Annotated in this window: 15 protein-coding genes; 4 read left to right on the top strand and 11 right to left on the bottom strand. The window is 56.5% G+C overall.

Annotated features, from left to right (window positions below):
- Positions 1–133 precede the first annotated feature (133 nt).
- The 4 genes from ACFL9S_RS08385 to idnD form a co-directional block, all read right to left on the bottom strand.
- Positions 134–1,129: a LacI family DNA-binding transcriptional regulator gene (locus ACFL9S_RS08385; protein ID WP_405261392.1), complete on the bottom strand. Its 996-nt coding sequence runs from the start codon at positions 1,127–1,129 to the stop codon at positions 134–136.
- Between the two features lie 87 nt (positions 1,130–1,216).
- Positions 1,217–2,536 carry a gluconate:H+ symporter gene (locus ACFL9S_RS08390; RefSeq protein WP_405261394.1) on the bottom strand — a complete coding sequence of 440 codons (1,320 nt, stop codon included), beginning with the start codon at positions 2,534–2,536 and terminating at the stop codon, positions 1,217–1,219.
- A 59-nt stretch (positions 2,537–2,595) separates the two neighbouring features.
- On the bottom strand, positions 2,596–3,360 hold the full coding sequence (gene idnO / locus ACFL9S_RS08395; protein ID WP_405261395.1) for a gluconate 5-dehydrogenase: 765 nt from the start codon (positions 3,358–3,360) through the stop codon (positions 2,596–2,598).
- 9 nt (positions 3,361–3,369) lie between these two features.
- The gene (gene idnD, locus ACFL9S_RS08400; protein ID WP_405261397.1) at positions 3,370–4,401 is read right to left on the bottom strand and encodes an L-idonate 5-dehydrogenase; all 1,032 of its coding nucleotides are present in this window, start codon (positions 4,399–4,401) and stop codon (positions 3,370–3,372) included.
- Between the two features lie 240 nt (positions 4,402–4,641).
- On the opposite strand from idnD, the gene ACFL9S_RS08405 reads away from it, so the two are divergent.
- A complete protein-coding gene (locus ACFL9S_RS08405) occupies positions 4,642–6,639 on the top strand; it encodes an FAD-dependent oxidoreductase (RefSeq protein ID WP_405261398.1) in 1,998 nt (665 codons plus the stop codon).
- Here ACFL9S_RS08405 and ACFL9S_RS08410 read toward each other — a convergent pair.
- Positions 6,636–7,172 carry a YagU family protein gene (locus ACFL9S_RS08410; RefSeq protein ID WP_405261399.1) on the bottom strand — a complete coding sequence of 179 codons (537 nt, stop codon included), beginning with the start codon at positions 7,170–7,172 and terminating at the stop codon, positions 6,636–6,638. The two genes, ACFL9S_RS08405 and ACFL9S_RS08410, sit on opposite strands and share 4 nt — an antisense overlap.
- 176 nt (positions 7,173–7,348) lie before the next feature.
- Between ACFL9S_RS08410 and ACFL9S_RS08415 the strand changes: the two genes are divergently transcribed.
- Positions 7,349–8,062, top strand: coding sequence for a polyphenol oxidase family protein (locus ACFL9S_RS08415; RefSeq protein ID WP_405261400.1), 714 nt, complete (start codon positions 7,349–7,351; stop codon positions 8,060–8,062).
- 63 nt (positions 8,063–8,125) lie between these two features.
- Here ACFL9S_RS08415 and ACFL9S_RS08420 read toward each other — a convergent pair whose 3' ends face one another.
- The 3 genes from ACFL9S_RS08420 to rlmG form a co-directional block, all read right to left on the bottom strand.
- Positions 8,126–8,452, bottom strand: a complete 327-nt coding sequence (locus tag ACFL9S_RS08420; protein ID WP_405261401.1) for a hypothetical protein — start codon at positions 8,450–8,452, stop codon at positions 8,126–8,128.
- Between the two features lie 3 nt (positions 8,453–8,455).
- A complete protein-coding gene (locus ACFL9S_RS08425) occupies positions 8,456–9,277 on the bottom strand; it encodes an RNase A-like domain-containing protein (RefSeq protein ID WP_405261403.1) in 822 nt (273 codons plus the stop codon).
- A 260-nt stretch (positions 9,278–9,537) separates the two neighbouring features.
- Entirely contained in the window at positions 9,538–10,665 is a 1,128-nt protein-coding gene (gene rlmG, locus ACFL9S_RS08430) for a 23S rRNA (guanine(1835)-N(2))-methyltransferase RlmG (RefSeq protein ID WP_405261404.1), read from the bottom strand.
- A gap of 82 nt (positions 10,666–10,747) precedes the next feature.
- On the opposite strand from rlmG, the gene ACFL9S_RS08435 reads away from it, so the two are divergent.
- Positions 10,748–11,251, top strand: a complete 504-nt coding sequence (locus ACFL9S_RS08435) for a M48 family metallopeptidase (protein WP_200641806.1) — start codon at positions 10,748–10,750, stop codon at positions 11,249–11,251.
- 19 nt (positions 11,252–11,270) lie between these two features.
- Here the strand turns inward: ACFL9S_RS08435 and ACFL9S_RS08440 are convergent, their stop codons facing one another.
- From ACFL9S_RS08440 to ACFL9S_RS08450, 3 genes are all read right to left on the bottom strand, one after another.
- The gene (locus tag ACFL9S_RS08440; RefSeq protein ID WP_405261405.1) at positions 11,271–12,203 is read right to left on the bottom strand and encodes a TPM domain-containing protein; all 933 of its coding nucleotides are present in this window, start codon (positions 12,201–12,203) and stop codon (positions 11,271–11,273) included.
- A 9-nt stretch (positions 12,204–12,212) separates the two neighbouring features.
- On the bottom strand, positions 12,213–12,827 hold the full coding sequence (locus tag ACFL9S_RS08445) for a LemA family protein (protein WP_405261407.1): 615 nt from the start codon (positions 12,825–12,827) through the stop codon (positions 12,213–12,215).
- 76 nt (positions 12,828–12,903) lie between these two features.
- Positions 12,904–14,604 (bottom strand): chloride channel protein, encoded by a 1,701-nt coding sequence (locus tag ACFL9S_RS08450; RefSeq protein ID WP_405261408.1) that lies wholly within the window; start codon positions 14,602–14,604, stop codon positions 12,904–12,906.
- A 132-nt stretch (positions 14,605–14,736) separates the two neighbouring features.
- On the opposite strand from ACFL9S_RS08450, the gene ACFL9S_RS08455 reads away from it, so the two are divergent.
- The gene (locus ACFL9S_RS08455; protein WP_405261409.1) at positions 14,737–15,720 is read left to right on the top strand and encodes a Gfo/Idh/MocA family protein; all 984 of its coding nucleotides are present in this window, start codon (positions 14,737–14,739) and stop codon (positions 15,718–15,720) included.
- The last annotated feature ends 125 nt before the right edge of the window (positions 15,721–15,845 follow it).

Consider the following 15,845-nt stretch of genomic DNA (forward strand, 5'->3'; position numbering starts at 1 on the left):
TGGAATCAATGCTAACCCAGGAGTGAGTCAGGAGAAATAATTATCCCCCTGCTTCTGTTCTAGTTTATTGATGAGTGACGCCATTTATCAATTACTGTCAGCGAATATGGCTTTATTTAATCTTATTTACACTTCAGATCGTTTCACCCATGAAAATCTGGTAGCTCAGATCTACCGAGTCCGCCGAAAAACGACTGTCGCCAATCTTTTTCAGCAGCAATTCCGCCGCGGTATACCCGATGGCGTAACGCGGGGTAATCACACTGGCCATAGTCGGGTACATTTCGCGGCTGATATCCAGCCCGTGGAACCCGGCAATCGCAATGCGACCAGGAACAGCGATACCCAGCCGCTGGCAGTGCAGCAATGCGCCAAGTGAAAGGTCATCGTTGGTACAAAAAATCGCATCGAGATCGGGAAACTGTTCCAGCGCGCTGGCCAGCATCGCCGCCCCCAATTTCTGTGACGAGATAGCCTTCGGGTTGACCCGATGACCGCGGCCACCCCGTTCCTCCATTGCCTGACAGTAGCCGCGATAGCGAAACTCATCACGCCGATCGTCCTGGGAACCGAAGTAGATCACCCGTTTACGCCCCTGATCGAGCAGCGTGCGCGTCATATCGTAACCTGCGCTGAAGTTGTTAAATCCCACCTGCATATCCAGGCAACTGCCCTGGGTATCCATCACTTCGACAATCGGGATCTGCGCCGCCCGCAGGTACTTCACAGCACGCAGAGTATGATCCTTTTCGCTGAGGATAATGCCGTCAATATTGTACGAGAGCAGATTGATAATCTGCTCCTCTTCAGTCTGTTTGTCGTAGTTGTAGTTGGCGATCAGCGTCTGGTAACGCCCTTCTTTGGTGGCCGCCTCTATCCCGCTGAGGAGATCGGCAAAGATCTGGTTTTTAAACGAGGGGATCAGTACGCCAAGGGTGTAACTCTTCGAATTGAGGAGCATCTCCGGCGCACGATTGGGAATGTAGTTTATCTCTTCGATAATTTGCGCGATTTTCGCCCCGGTTTCCGGCGACACGCGATCGGGTGTGCGCAGGTAGCGGCTGACGGTCATTTTCGTGACGCCAGCAAGCGTAGCGATGTCCTGGAGCGAAATACGATGCGCGCGCATGGAGGTTCCATTTAAACGTGAAAAAGGGCCAGGCATGCCTGGCCCCTGATAAGGGTAACCTGATAGCCGGGCACGCCCGGACTGATATTAATGAATAATGGCGTTCAGGATCAATACGCCTGCCAGACCAAGGAAGGAGATCAGCGTTTCCATCACCGTCCAGGTTTTCAGCGTCTCAATCACGCTCAGGTTGAAGTAGCCTTTAAACAGCCAGAAGCCCGGGTCATTGACGTGGGAAGCGATCACGCTGCCCGACCCCACCGCCAGCACCATCAGCGCCGGGTCGGCGTGGGTAATGGCGATGATTGGCGTGACGATACCGGCAGTGGTAATCGCCGCGACGGTCGCAGAGCCGAGCGCAATACGCAGCATGGCCGCCACTGTCCAGCACATCAGCAGCGGAGAAAGCGATGAGCCTTTCATCATGTCAGCAATGTAGTTGCCCACTCCGCTGTCCACCAGCACCTGCTTAAAGGCACCGCCACCGGCAATGATAAAGACGATCATGGCGATAGCCGCAATGGAGGAGCTGCACATCTCCATCACTTCTTCCATTTTACGCCCGTTGCGCAGGCCGAGCGTGAACACCGCAATCACGACTGAAATAAACAGCGCGACCGCCGGGTTACCGATAAATTCGAAGAACTGGCGCAGCACATTCTCTTTTGGCGTGGTCAGCTCGAACACCGCCGCTACCGCCATCAGGATCACCGGGATAACGGCCGCGAAGATACTGGTCCAGAAGCCCGGCATTTCATGATCTTCAAAGATTTTCGGGTTATACAGCCCTTCCGGTGGCGATTTTTCGAAACCTTTCAGGAATTTCGAGAAAATCGGACCGGCAATAATCACCGTCGGAATGGTGATGATCATGCCGTACAGCAGCGTGGTCCCGAGGTTGGCACCAAAGATGGTAGCAATGGCGGTCGGCCCCGGATGCGGTGGCAGGAAGCAGTGGGTAACCGACAGCGCGGCCACCATCGGCAGGCCGACATACAGCATCGGCATCCCTGAAGCCGCCACCACGGTAAACACCAGCGGCAGCAGCAGCACGAAGCCAATCTCGTAGAACATCGCCAGACCAACGATCAGCCCGGTGACCATGAGCGCCCACTGCACGCGCTCCTTACCAAAGGAGGCAATCAGCGTGGTTGCCACGCGCTGGGCCGCCCCGGTGTCGGAAACCAGCTTACCGAGCATCGCCCCGAAGCCAAGGATCAGCGCCAGGCTGCCGAGCGTGCCGCCCACGCCTTTCTGAATCGATGCGATAACCGCCAGCGGCGTCATCCCTTCGGCAACCCCGACCACGGCAGAAACAAAGACTAATGCGATAAAGCCGTTGACCTTGAAGACGATCATCAGCAGCAGCAGCAGGATTACGCCAATAGCTATTATTGTAATGGGCATAAAGCACTTCCTATAAAAGTAGAGGTACAGGTGTTGTTAATGACTAAGGGTATAGTTGTTTAAACCGCGACGCGCATGCCACCATCGACAAAAAGCAAGTGTCCGTTCACAAAATCAGACGCTTTCGAAGCCAGGAACACCGCCGCCCCGATCAACTCCTCCGGGTTACCCCAGCGTGCCGCAGGCGTGCGCTTGCATAACCAGGACGTGAAGGCTTCATCATCGGCCAGTGCCTGGGTCATTTCGGTTTTGAAATAGCCCGGCGCGATGCCGTTGACCTGAATATTATGGCGAGCCAGCTCCACGCACATGCCGCGCGTCAGCATCGTTACTGCCCCTTTTGAAGCAGCGTATGGGGTGATGGTGTCGCGCCCCAACTCGCTCTGCATCGAACCGATATTGATGATTTTGCCTTTCTGACGCGTCACCATCTGCCGGGCCACCGCCTGAGAGACAAGGAACACCGCCGTCTGGTTTACCGCGATCACATCGTTCCAGTCCTGCTCCGGGAACTCCAGGAACGGGCGGCGACGCTGAATACCGGCGTTATTCACCAGCACATCGATAGGACCGATTTCACGTTCAATCTTCTCAACGGCGGCATTCACCTCCGCCGACTGCGTGACGTTAAAGGCCACGGCATGGGCTTTGAAGCCCTGCTCTGTCAGCTCGGCAGCCGCTTTATCGGCACCTTGCTGGGTGGTGGCGTTAATAATCACTTCGGCCCCGGCCTGTGCCAGGCCTTTCGCCATCAGAAAACCAATGCCACGGCCAGAGCCGGTGATCAATACCCGTTTGTTTTCGAGCGAGAAAAGCGTCGTCATGGTCATCCCTTAAAAAGTCAGCTGCACTTTGGCAGCCTGGGTTTTGTCACCGGCAAACTGCAGCGCAGCGTCAATGTTCTGGTAGTCGTATTCACCGCTGAACAGCGGCAGCGGGTTGACGGTGCCGTTGCCCAGCCACTCCACGGCGGTGTTGAATTCAAAGGTGAAGCGGAACGAACCGACCAGTTTGATCTCTTTGGCGATCAGCATCATGATCGGGAAGCCCGGCACATCGCCGCCCATCCCCACCTGCACCAGCGTGCCTTTTGCCCGCGTCACTTCCAGGCAGCGCGTCAGCGAAGACGGGTGACCGGAGGCTTCAAACGCCACGTCGAAATAGCCTTTGTCGGCCAGGTAGGGAGTGAAATCACCGTTGGCAGCGTGGATGATGCTGGTGGCACCCATCGCCGTTGCCATCGCCAGCGAACGCTCGCTGACGTCGGCACAGACCACTTCTGCTGCACCTTTCGCGATCGCCGCTGCCGCAATCAGGCAGCCGATTGGGCCAACGCCGGAGATAAAGACTTTTTTGCCCTGTAAATCGCCGCCCTGGTTAGCCGCATGAATGCAGACCGCCAGCGGTTCAGCAAACACCATCACTTTATCGTCGGCAGCATTGTCGAAAGGAATGCACTGGCTGCTATCCACCACTTTGTACTGGGTGAAACCGCCATCCACGTGCGGGTAATACATCGCGCTGCCGAAGAAACGCATGGTGGTGCACTGGTTCTCTTCATCCGCCAGGCAGTATTTGCAGTCGCCGCAGGGTTTTGACGGGTTAACCGCCACTTTCTGGTTCTCTTTCAGCGCCGGATTATCGCTTTTAACCACATGGCCGATCACTTCATGACCGAGGATCATCGGCATTTTTACCGCGAAGCTGCCCACTTTACCGTGCTGGTAGTAGTGCAGATCTGAACCGCAGATGCCGCCGCGCGTAATGCGCACCAGCGTGCCTTCGCCCTGGTAATTGACCTGCTGGCTGATGACTTCAACCTGCTCTTTGCCGTTAATCATGCAGGACTGCGTGGTGGTGCTCATGGTGTTCTCCAGTACGTGTCAGCTCATGGCGCCTATCAAATCGATGTTTAACATGCAAAACTGTGAATCAGATCACTAAAATTCATGTTACTAAATCAATGTTACGCATAACGTGAACCACGTTGCCCTTTCTCCCCAACGTATTCAGTGGCATTCATCACAAACCGATTAACTGCACTTTCATCGCGGTCATTTGATCGCTACAGTTGACTCATCCGACCACTTCAGAGATCGCTTGCGATGAGCCTGTCACTGTTCACCCCGCTGGACCTGGGTTTTACCCAACTTAAAAATCGTTTTCTGATGGGTTCGATGCATACCGGGCTGGAAGAGCATCCTGATGGCGCCCGCCGGCTTGCCGCGTTTTATGCAGAACGTGCTCGCGCCGGGGTGGCACTGATTGTCACGGGCGGTATTGCCCCTTCACCGGAAGGCGTGGTGAGTGCAGGCGCATCGGTGCTGAATGATGAATCACAGCTGGCTCATCACCGTCAGGTGACGGAGGCCGTGCATCAGGCCGGTGGGAAAATTGCCATGCAGATCCTGCACGCCGGGCGCTACAGCTATCAGCCCGCGCTGGTCGGGCCTTCTGCCATCCAGGCACCGATCAATCCCTTCTGCCCGCGTGAGCTGACGCATGACGAGATCCTGCAACTGATTGCTGACTACGCGCGCTGCGCCCGTCTGGCACAGCAGGCAGGCTACGATGGCGTGGAGATTATGGCCTCTGAAGGCTATCTGATTAACCAGTTCCTGGTGGCACATACCAACCAGCGCAGCGATGAATGGGGCGGCAGCGAGGCACATCGCCAGCGCTTTGCCCTCGCCATTCTGAGCGCGGTACGGGAGGCGGTGGGCCGCGAGTTTATTATTATTTTCCGCCTGTCGATGCTCGACCTGGTGGAACAGGGCAGCACGCTGGAGCAGACCATTCGTCTGGCGCAGGCGGTCGAGCAGGCCGGGGCCACGCTGATCAATACCGGCATCGGCTGGCATGAAGCGCGTATTCCGACCATCGCCACGGCGGTGCCTCGCGCTGCGTTTGCCTGGGTGACGCAGGCGCTGAAAAAACACGTCAGCATTCCGCTCATCGCCACCAACCGCATTAATCATCCTGATGTCGCCCAGCGCGTACTGGATGAAGGCTGCGCCGATATGGTGTCGATGGCACGCCCGTTCCTCGCCGATGCTGAGTTTGTGCTGAAAGCGCAGCAGGGTCGCAGCGATGAGATCAATACCTGCATCGGCTGCAATCAGGCCTGCCTCGATCAGATCTTCGCAGGCAAACTGACCTCCTGCCTGGTGAACCCCCGCGCCTGCCATGAAACTGAAATGACGCTGACGCCCGCCGCACAGGCGAAAACGCTGGCAGTGGTCGGTGCCGGTCCTGCCGGGCTGGCCTTTGCGGTGAACGCCGCTCAGCGCGGTCACCAGGTGACATTGTTTGATGCGCGGCCAGAGATCGGCGGCCAGTTCAATATTGCCCGTCAGATCCCCGGTAAAGAGGAGTTCAGTGAAACGCTGCGTTACTTCAGCCGCCAGCTTGAGCTGCACCGCGTCCCGCTGCGGCTGGGTCATCGTGCCACCGCAGACGATCTCACCGCGTTTGATGAGGTGGTGCTGGCGACCGGTATTTTACCGCGCACTCCGCCCATCCCGGGCATCGACCACCCTTCGGTGCTGAGCTATCTGGAGGTGATCCGCGATAAGAAACCCGTCGGCAAACGCGTGGCGATTATTGGCGCAGGCGGCATCGGGTTTGATACGGCTGAGTATCTGGTGGCTAACGTGCAGGATCTCAACGCGTTCTGCCGGGAATGGGGCATTGACCGCAGCCTTACCCGGCCGGGCGGGCTGTTGCCGCCGGAGCGTCCGGTGAGTGAGCGCCAGGTATGGCTGTTACAGCGCTCCCCCGGCAAACCGGGTTCCGGGCTGGCAAAAACCACCGGATGGATCCATCGCGCCAGCCTGCAAATGCACGGCGTGCAGATGTGGGGCAGCGTGGAGTATCTGCGGATTGATGATGAAGGCTTGCACCTGCGGGTTAACGGCGAACCACAGCTGCTGGCCGTGGATAACGTGGTGATCTGCGCCGGACAGGAGCCGGATCGCACGCTGGCTGATGCGCTGGCCGTACGGGGGAAAGTACCGCATATTATTGGCGGCGCGGATGTCGCCCGGGAGCTGGATGCTCGCCGGGCGATTGCTCAGGGTACGGCGCTGGGGCTGGCGATTTAGTTCATTGCTGGCTTTTGCCTGGCACCTTTCCGGATGCAACGGCGGCGCAGATCGCGGCGGAAAACCTCAATGGTCCACATCCAGAGGATATGCCCGAAGGTTTCCGACAGGATTTCATCCATCGGTAACCGCCAGAACGGGGGAGCCCATCCGCCGACGGGCAGCGCAATGCCGTGGAATATCACGGTAATCACCAGGGCAAATCCCACGCCCTGCCACAGGGTGATCCTCGGGAAAATCTCGGCCAGCCCGCAGTACAGCATGGCAAAAAAGAGTGAAAAAAGATGATGCACTCCCGCCACGCCCCAGTTTACGAGGTGGCCGGAATAGTGGTAGATCATGTTGCTGACGTGAAAACCAAAGTCATGCAGCATTTCAGCAGGCGGAATAGCCCGATCGGCCATTCGCGGCGGGAACGGATTCTCCGTGCCCCATTTCACAAAGCTGGCGACATTCCCTCCGATAAATCCGGCAAACAGTGCCGCAGAGTAATAACGTTGGGATGCCGGGTTAATTTCGGGCAAGTGACTCATATTGTTGACCATCCTTTGGCAGTGAGTAAATCAAGTTCCTGCCGCAGGATAGCCTGGCTGTCCATCATTGCGGTAGTCAGATAACAACGAAAAATGCTTTTTAATGAACAGCTTAAAAATGTAGCATCCTGCCTGTAAACTCCATCATCATAGAATCCGCGACTGAGGACACCACCATGCAGCAGGTTTATCGCTCCACGCTACTCTCGCGCTTTGACTGGCTTGACCACGCCTTTATGGCCGCAGGTGAGCGCCCACCGGAAGGTACGCGCTACAATCAGCAACGCCATAGCGCCCGGGTGATCCCCGACGTTGATGCCCTGCCTGTAAAAAGCCAGGAAGCGGATGGACTGATTGGCACGGGCAAGGATGCCGTGGCGATCTACACCGCTGACTGTCTGCCGATCCTGTTAGCCGATAGTCGTCAGCAGCAGGTGGCGGCGGTACACGGCGGGCTAAAAGGGATTCTCGGTGGGGTGCTGATTAACGCGATAGCACAACTGTGTGAACGCGGGGCAACGCCGGACAGTCTGTTTATCGCCATCGGCCCGGCGATTGGTCCCTGCTGTTATGAGCTGGGGCAGGATGTCATTACCCAGGCAAAACAGGATGATCCGCACCAGCTGGCCGCCCTGATGTCCTGGTCTGCCAGCCCCTGGCCTAATCCGGCCTCGGTACGCCCACAGGCGCAGGGAACCACCGCAGGCGTATGGTTTGACCTGCCGCTGCTGGCAAAACGCATTGCATTGCGTGCGGGTGTGCCGGAAGCACAGATTGAGCTGTCGCAGATCTGCACCTACTGCATGGCGGAAGAGCAGGCGAGCTATCGCCGCAACAGCCATTTTCAGCACGGATATGAACAGCGATTTTCGTGGATTGCAAAGCGGTGATAGCGGGGGCAGAAACGCCCCGGCATGGGATAAGCGCCCCACAAACATGTGGGCCGCTGCCTGTTATTTAGCGTGATATTCCTCACGCTTCTGCTTCAGAGTGGCAGATAGCCACGCCAGAAAATCAAGAAGTGTTGGTGTGTAACATCGCGTATTACCCGCAGACCCTCCGGTAAGTTCATTCAGGGCAACAGCCGCGGACTCATTGTCCGGGTAAGTCTGACGAAAATCATCGATATTAGTGATTAAGTTATTAAGATAATTACCCCCATCTTCGACATAAATTTTAAAAGCAGAATCGACGATTTCGGGATAGCTATCACCATATTCATCGCTATCCTGTCCGAAGAAAACGATAAAAAAGGTACTGATAGTTGTGAACTTTTCCATTGATTAAAGCACCGGGTAAGCTGTTGCGATGTAATAGGGTTTATTATTATACTGTTTTTTCCTCAGGACAACTTCGATTCTTGTTGAACTGACTGCACTGGTAGCATCATATTTAACAACAATGCCCACATTGGTTCCTGTTCTAAATTTAAAATTTAGATAACTATTATTATCCGGGCTATTACTCTTTGCCCATTGGCGGATTTTAGCTCTATTAGCCTTAACGGCTTTGCTTATAGCCTGTTCAGCAATATTCAGAGAAGTGAAAGAGCTAGCAGAGTGTCCTTCTTTGAATGAACCTGACTGTATACCCCTTTTGACCTTTTCCAGTAATTCACGCTCAGATTTTCCCACATGCTTTCTTAAAGTATGCCCGCCCCCCGCAAAGCCTTTAACCGCCTCGTGCTTCATCAGATTAACCTGCCCCATTCTGACCGACGCCACACGAGCCGCACCCGCGACAGAGAACGGGAGGATCACATCGACGGCGATACCAATCTGGTCAGCAGTGGACCCATTTGCGCCCAGCTCTCTGGCGATACCTGCCGTAGCGCGTGCTGTCATTGAGGCCGTGGGTTTACCAGAATACACCTGATAGGCTGAAGAGCTGATCCCATCCAGACTGTGCGCACCCACAATAATGCATCCCGCTTTCGTCACGCCGGTGGGTTCCGGCACCAGGCAAAGGGCGGTGGCACTGGCAAGCTCCAGCACACTACCGAGAAACCCGATACTGCCCCAGATACGCTCAGTGAGCACAGATTCATCCGCCATGACGGCTGCCAGCTGGACCGGGGTCATGGCAATACTAAAACCGTTTTCCATAACATTTCCTTGTTATCAAATAATCCAGAATTGATAGTAAGGGAGTGGGATGGACAGGTAAATATGACTTTCTGCACCGTTGCTATTTTAAGAAAAACGCTGAGTGGTCAAGTATTCAATTATTACGAAGATTGTTGCAGATAATAATGACGTTCGATAAATAAAAGCCGACGTTGAATTAAAAATCAACGTCGGCAATTTTCGTGGATAGCAAAGCGTATTCCGTCGGGGACGGGTACGCCCGTCCGCAGGCTGACGGATTAAGGCATTTTCACCGAACGCAGCACCACAAATTTCTGGTTACTTGCCACGGTGGTGCAGTTACCAAACAGCTTTTTCATTTTGTGGTAGTTGTCGAGATGACGGTTACCGACAATACGCAGTTCGCCGCCATCTTGCAGGCAACGGCGCGCATCACGCAGCATCTGCCAGGCAATATGGTCGGTGACCGCACTCTGCTGGTGGAACGGCGGGTTGCACAGCACCGCATGCAGGCGGTCTGACGGGTAGCCTGCCAGCGAGTTATTGACGTGGAACGTACTGCGATCCAGATCCTGCGGGCTGTTCACTTCAATGTTCATCCGGCTGGAGGCGACCGCCATATAGGACTCATCGACAAAATGGACCTGCGCCAGCGGATTCTGCTGTAACGCCATCAGGCCAATCACGCCATTGCCGCAGCCAAGATCGGCAATCTCACCTTCCAGGTCGGACGGCAGATGCTGTAAGAAGAAGCGCGCGCCGACATCCAGCCCGCCACGCGAAAAGACGTTGGCATGGTTGTGGATTTCATAGGGCGTGCCGTCCAGCGGCCAGCTGGCAATCACGTCGCTTTCCTTCAGCTCCGGCGCGCTAAACGTACCGAAGATCAGGCGGGCTTTTTTGCGTGCCAGCGAGGTGGTGGTTGGACCCAACACTTTTTCAAATAGCTGTAACGTCGAGGTATGGATATCCTTCGCTTTACCGGCAGCAATAATCTGCGTTTCCGGGGTCACGACATCACGCAACGCGCGCAGCTGGTATTCCAGCAGGGCGAGGGTTTTCGGAACTTTAATCAGAACGCGTGCCGGTACCGCAGGGAGCGGGCTGATGCTGTCGATCAACTGTACATCGGCTTCGTCGAGGTGGTTCAGCGCCAGATTCTGACGGGTCGCCTGCTGGTTCAGCCAGGAATCGCTGATGCTGTAGACGCCCTCGCCTGCCAGCGCACAGGCCAGCGCGCCAAAGGTATCATTGAAGATCAGCGTTGGGCCGCTGACCGGGGCATCGCCCAGATGCTGCAACACATATTCGTCGGCCGCATCCCAGGCCTGCAACGGGCTTTCTTCGCGCATTTGGGGAAAACGATGCAGCGTCAGCATGCGGTTGCTTAGTTCGAGTTGGCTCATGGGATCACCTTAGTGGTAAAATTCCCGCGTTTTATCCCCTAAAACGGGCGCACAGTAAACGTTTTTCTTCACCGGAGTCTGCATGTCGTCGCTTATTTATCTTCAAGGTTACCCTGAATCGCTGCTGTCACAGGTGCGTACGCTGATTGAACAACAGCGCCTGTCGGAGGTGCTGAACCAGCGTTATCCCTCCACGCACAGCATCACCAGCGACAAAGCGCTGTACGACTACGCACTGGATTTAAAGAACCAGTCGCTGCGCAATGCGCCGCCGCTTAACAAGGTGATTTATGACAGCAAGATTAAGGTCATGAAACATGCGCTGGGGTTACACACGGCGATATCGCGCGTGCAGGGCGGCAAGCTGAAAGCCAAAGCGGAGATCCGCGTGGCGACGATTTTTAAACAGGCCCCGGAGGCGTTTCTGCGCATGATCGTGGTGCATGAGCTGGCGCATATTAAAGAGAAAGACCACAACAAGGCGTTTTACCAGCTCTGCTGCCATATGGAGCCGCAGTATCATCAGCTGGAGTTCGATACGCGCCTGTGGCTGACCGCACAGGCGCTGGAAGGGCGTGAGGGATAAACCCTCACCCGCCAGAGCGTTACCATTTCCCCGATGCGCCACCGCCGCCGCTGCGGCCGCCGCCACCGCTGAAGCCGCCGTCACTGTTGTCGGAATCCCGGCTGCGGCTGGAGCGGGAGTCAGAACTGTCGTCAGAACGATCGCGGCTGCCGCCGCCACCCAGCAGGGTGCCAATCAGCGATGAGATAAGCATCTGTACCATCAGGCTGCCGCCAAACAGCAGGCCCACATTATCGCCGCTAACGCTCTCCGCACCGGAGGTCACCAGCGTGCTAAGTGCCGAAATACCGGTGACAATCCCGCTGACAAAAAGCGCCCTCAGCAGCGGGTTGCGACGCAGGAAGAAGAACGGCAGGATTATCATGCCCAGCAGCCAGAGACCAACGCTGCCGCCGGACAGTGTGATGGCGTCATTAGATACTGTCGGAGCAGGCTCAGCCAGCGGACGCGGTGCCACAGCAGGGGCATCGCCCTCCACCGGCACACCCAGCTGGCGAGCAATACTCTGCACGCCTGCAACGAGTCCTGGCCCCATTTCCCCCTGTTTAAAGTGGGGGATGATGCTGCCGTTGATCACGCGCGCAGCCTGCACATCGGTGAAATCCCCTTCCAGCCCGTAGCCAACCTCGATGCGCACGGTGCGGTCGGTTTTCGCCATCACCAGCAGCAAGCCGTCATCGCGCTGCTTATCACCCAGTTTCCAGGCGTCGAATACCCGCGTGGCATACTGCTCAATGCTGTCATCCCCGGTGGTATCAACGGTCAGCACCGCCAGCTGGTGGCCGGTTTTTTTCTCCAGCGCCACAATCTGCGTGGTGATCTGCTGGACATCCGTGGCGTTCAGCACGCCCGCTTCATCCGTCACGCGCTGCTGTAATGTCGGTACGGCCACGGTTGCGGCCAGACTGGCAAAGGGCAGCACCGCCAGCAGGATCAGGGTGAAAAATCGCATGGTCATCCCTTATTTCGCGCTGGCAGGCTGAGAGAAGTCCACTTTCGGGGCGGTAGAAATCTGCGCCACGTTTTCCGGCTGGAAGTTCTCTTTACGCTGGTAGCCCATGACTTTGGCGGTCAGGGAGCTGGGGAATTGACGGATCAGCAGATTGTAATCCTGCACCGCACGCACATAGCGCTGGCGCGCCACGGCAATGCGGTTTTCCGTGCCTTCCAGCTGCACCATCAGGTTGTTAAACATCTGATCCGCTTTCAAATCAGGATAGCGTTCGCTGATCACCAGCAGGCGCGACATGGCGCTACTCAGCTCTGACTGCGACTGCTGGAAAGCCTGCATGGTTTGTGCATCTTCCGGGGCATTTTGTACCTGAGTCAGGCTGCCGATTTTGGCGCGAGCGTCGGCGATGCTTTTAAACACCTCGGCTTCATGGCTGGCATTGGCTTTTGCCGTTGCCACCAGGTTCGGGATCAGATCGGCACGGCGTTGATACTGGTTCAACACTTCTGACCATTCAGTGGAGACGGCTTCGTCGCGCTGCTGGATTTGGTTATAGTCGCAGCCGGAAAGCCAGAACATCACCGGCAGCAACAGCAGCCAGCGAAAACGTGCAGGGAATGACATGACTTCGTCCTTAAAATGTAAAAGTAGCAGGCGGCATTATACAGATGCCGCCTGATATCGTTGTTACTGCCTGTATTTATATGAAATCTTTCGCCTGTTGGATCAGACTGGTCTTCGTCAGCGCTCCCAGATATTTCCGCTCCAGCGGATTATTCAGCACCGGCAGGCGCTCCAGCGTGACGCGGGCGAACGCTTCCCAACCCTCTTTAATCGTCTGGTTCTCGTAAACCGTGGGGAATTGCGTGTCGACCACACAGCTAACCGGGGAGGTCAGGGTGATCTCTTTATCCAGTACCTTATGCGAAATATCGTGGATCGACACCGCGCCGATAAACTCCCCCTGCTCGCCAATCACATAGACAAAACGTTCACGCTTAAGTGAGCTGACCGCCAGCGCTTTGCCGACGGAGTCCTGTGGCGTCAGCGCCGCGCCAGAGACGATAAACTGCGAAATAATGCCGTTATCAAAATCAAACTTGGCATCGGAGCGGCTGAAGTGGCGGGTCATCACCGAGTAGGTGCTGATGGAGTGCAGACGGTAAACCGTCATGGAAGCCAGCACGCTGGCGATCATTGCCGGGAACAGCAGGCTGCTGTTGAGCGTCATCTCCAGCACCATCAGCATTGCCATCAGTGGTGCCTGGCTGACAGATGCCAGCACCGCGCCCATACCCACGGCGGCAAACACTTCGGCATTTCCAATGGGCAACCCGGCAGCAGCAGCCAGCAGCGCCACCATTTCGCCCATCAGCGCACCAATCAGCAGGGCCGGGGTAAACAGGCCGCCGACGGCATTGGAACCCACGGAGATCGCCGTGGCCAGCATCTTCAACAGCAGCAGTGCCAGCAGCATCGGCAGCAGGAAATCCCCCGCCATAATACGCACAATCACTTCGTAACCGTTGCCGAGGATCTGAGTGCTGCCAATCGCCAGCCCGCCCACCAGCAGCCCGCCAAGGCCGAGGCGCAGCGGCAGGCTGCGAATGGGCGCGAAGCAGCGCTTACTCTGACCAATCAGCCAGAGCATGCCCCATCCCAGCAGGCCCGCCAGCAACCCGATAACCACGGTCAGCGCAATGCTGCCTGGCGTCAGGTCAAACTGGCTGTGGGAAAACGGGTACATCGCCGAACGGTGCCCGAGCGACCACATGGTCAGCACCGCGACGCCGGCAGCGATAATCAGGGGGATCAGGCGCTGCATGGCGGAGATACCGAAAGCGATCTCCGCGACAAAAATCGCTGATGCCAGCGGCGCGTGGTATACCGAGGCCAGCCCGGCGGCGGCAGCCATCGCCACCACGTCGCTGTTTTTCAGCGGCAGCGATGTAAACCACCAGCGCCCCATCAGGCTGCCAGCCAGCGCCGACAGCTGCACCATCGGCCCTTCGCGGCCGATAGACGCGCCGCTGCTGATACTCGCCAGCGATGACAGCCCGCGAAACAGTGAGGTACGCGCGGGCACCGCATCCAGCTGGGCATTAATGACTTCCAGATAATCGGTACGCACCGTCTGCTTTTGCTCAATGGCAGTGGCATAGCGCAGCAGGAAACCGGCAATCAGCCCTCCCGCCCCGACAATCAGCGGCCAGCAGTACCAGGGGTAAACGCGCATCGCCTGAGTAACATCGGTTTGGCCGTTGAACAGCAGGCCATCAATCAGGTTAATGGCCTCACGAAAGCCCAGCGTCACCAGCGATGCGACCAGCCCGACCGGGATAGCCACCAGAATGCTGGTCCAGTTAAGTGCATGTTTGCTCTGTGGGCTACGAACGCTCATCGGGTTCCCTCGGGATGATTTTCCCTATCGTGCGAGAGGTGGGCTGAAAAATCAAATATCCTGCATCCGCCATTGCCCTGGAGGATTGGCGTGATAATCTGCTTTTCCGCTAATCAGCCGAACAGGAATACTATGATTCGCTTTGCCGTCGTTGGAACCAACTGGATCACCCGTCAGTTTGTCGATGCTGCTCATGAAACCGGAAAAATGAAACTGACGGCCGTTTACTCGCGCTCGCTGGCGCAGGCAAAGACCTTTGCCAGTGATTATCCGGTGGAACGGCTGTTTGATTCCCTGGAAGAGATGGCCGCGTCAGATGCCATTGATGCGGTGTATATCGCCAGCCCCAACGCCCTGCACTGCCCGCAATCACTGCTGTTCCTGCGCCACCGTAAGCACGTTATCTGCGAAAAGCCGCTGGCCTCGAATCTGCGTGAAGTCAACGCGATGATAGCCTGTGCCGCCGAGCATCAGGTGGTGCTGTTTGAAGCCTTTAAAACCGCCAGCGTGCCGAATTTCCTCGCGCTGCAACAGTCGCTGCCGAAACTGGGCACGCTGCGCAAAGCCTTTATTAATTATTGCCAGTACTCCTCGCGCTATCAGCGCTATCTGGATGGCGAAAACCCCAATACGTTTAATCCGGCGTGGTCTAACGGTTCGATTATGGATATCGGCTATTACTGCCTCGGAACGGCAGTGAGCCTTTGGGGAGAACCCGCCCGCGTTGTTGCCAGCGCCAGCCTGCTGGCGAGCGGCGTCGATGGTCACGGTACGGTGATCCTCAACTACGGTGATTTCGACGTGACCTTACAGCACTCCAAAATCAGCCAGTCCACGCTGCCGAGTGAAATTCAGGGGGAAGACGGATCGCTGGTGATTGAGCAGGTGTCTGAGTGCCAGCGCGTCAGCTTTATCCCGCGCGGCGGCAAAGCGCAGGATCTCACGCAGCCGCAGCATATCAATACCATGCTGTATGAAGCGGAAGTGTTCGCCCGCCTGGTGGAGAATAATCAGGTGGATCACCCTGGGCTGGAAACGTCACGCATCACCGCGAAGCTGCTGACGGAGATCCGCCGCCAGACCGGCGTGATCTTCCCGGCCGATGCCGCTGTGTAAATATTTCTAAATATTACTGAAGAAGATTGACCTGCGGCGGCGGCACGCCTATCTTTTGCAACAGCAAAGGGGAGTAACTTCTTCGTCAGTTAATCGTCAATACGACATCCACATGATGTCCGGTT

Source organism: Erwinia sp. AnSW2-5 (assembly GCF_045107195.1).
Taxonomy (GTDB): Bacteria; Pseudomonadota; Gammaproteobacteria; order Enterobacterales; family Enterobacteriaceae; genus Erwinia.

What these genes read in the sequence shown, in the direction of transcription:
- ACFL9S_RS08385 (WP_405261392.1), bottom strand. Translation starts at nt 1,129, where the DNA reads ATGCGCGCGCATCGTATTTCGCTCCAGGACATCGCTACGCTTGCTGGC.
- ACFL9S_RS08390 (WP_405261394.1), bottom strand. Translation starts at nt 2,536, where the DNA reads ATGCCCATTACAATAATAGCTATTGGCGTAATCCTGCTGCTGCTGCTG.
- ACFL9S_RS08450 (WP_405261408.1), bottom strand. Translation starts at nt 14,604, where the DNA reads ATGAGCGTTCGTAGCCCACAGAGCAAACATGCACTTAACTGGACCAGC.
- ACFL9S_RS08425 (WP_405261403.1), bottom strand. Translation starts at nt 9,277, where the DNA reads ATGGAAAACGGTTTTAGTATTGCCATGACCCCGGTCCAGCTGGCAGCC.
- ACFL9S_RS08455 (WP_405261409.1), top strand. Translation starts at nt 14,737, where the DNA reads ATGATTCGCTTTGCCGTCGTTGGAACCAACTGGATCACCCGTCAGTTT.
- idnD (WP_405261397.1), bottom strand. Translation starts at nt 4,401, where the DNA reads ATGAGCACCACCACGCAGTCCTGCATGATTAACGGCAAAGAGCAGGTT.
- ACFL9S_RS08405 (WP_405261398.1), top strand. Translation starts at nt 4,642, where the DNA reads ATGAGCCTGTCACTGTTCACCCCGCTGGACCTGGGTTTTACCCAACTT.
- idnO (WP_405261395.1), bottom strand. Translation starts at nt 3,360, where the DNA reads ATGACGACGCTTTTCTCGCTCGAAAACAAACGGGTATTGATCACCGGC.
- rlmG (WP_405261404.1), bottom strand. Translation starts at nt 10,665, where the DNA reads ATGAGCCAACTCGAACTAAGCAACCGCATGCTGACGCTGCATCGTTTT.
- ACFL9S_RS08440 (WP_405261405.1), bottom strand. Translation starts at nt 12,203, where the DNA reads ATGCGATTTTTCACCCTGATCCTGCTGGCGGTGCTGCCCTTTGCCAGT.
- ACFL9S_RS08445 (WP_405261407.1), bottom strand. Translation starts at nt 12,827, where the DNA reads ATGTCATTCCCTGCACGTTTTCGCTGGCTGCTGTTGCTGCCGGTGATG.
- ACFL9S_RS08420 (WP_405261401.1), bottom strand. Translation starts at nt 8,452, where the DNA reads ATGGAAAAGTTCACAACTATCAGTACCTTTTTTATCGTTTTCTTCGGA.
- ACFL9S_RS08435 (WP_200641806.1), top strand. Translation starts at nt 10,748, where the DNA reads ATGTCGTCGCTTATTTATCTTCAAGGTTACCCTGAATCGCTGCTGTCA.
- ACFL9S_RS08415 (WP_405261400.1), top strand. Translation starts at nt 7,349, where the DNA reads ATGCAGCAGGTTTATCGCTCCACGCTACTCTCGCGCTTTGACTGGCTT.
- ACFL9S_RS08410 (WP_405261399.1), bottom strand. Translation starts at nt 7,172, where the DNA reads ATGAGTCACTTGCCCGAAATTAACCCGGCATCCCAACGTTATTACTCT.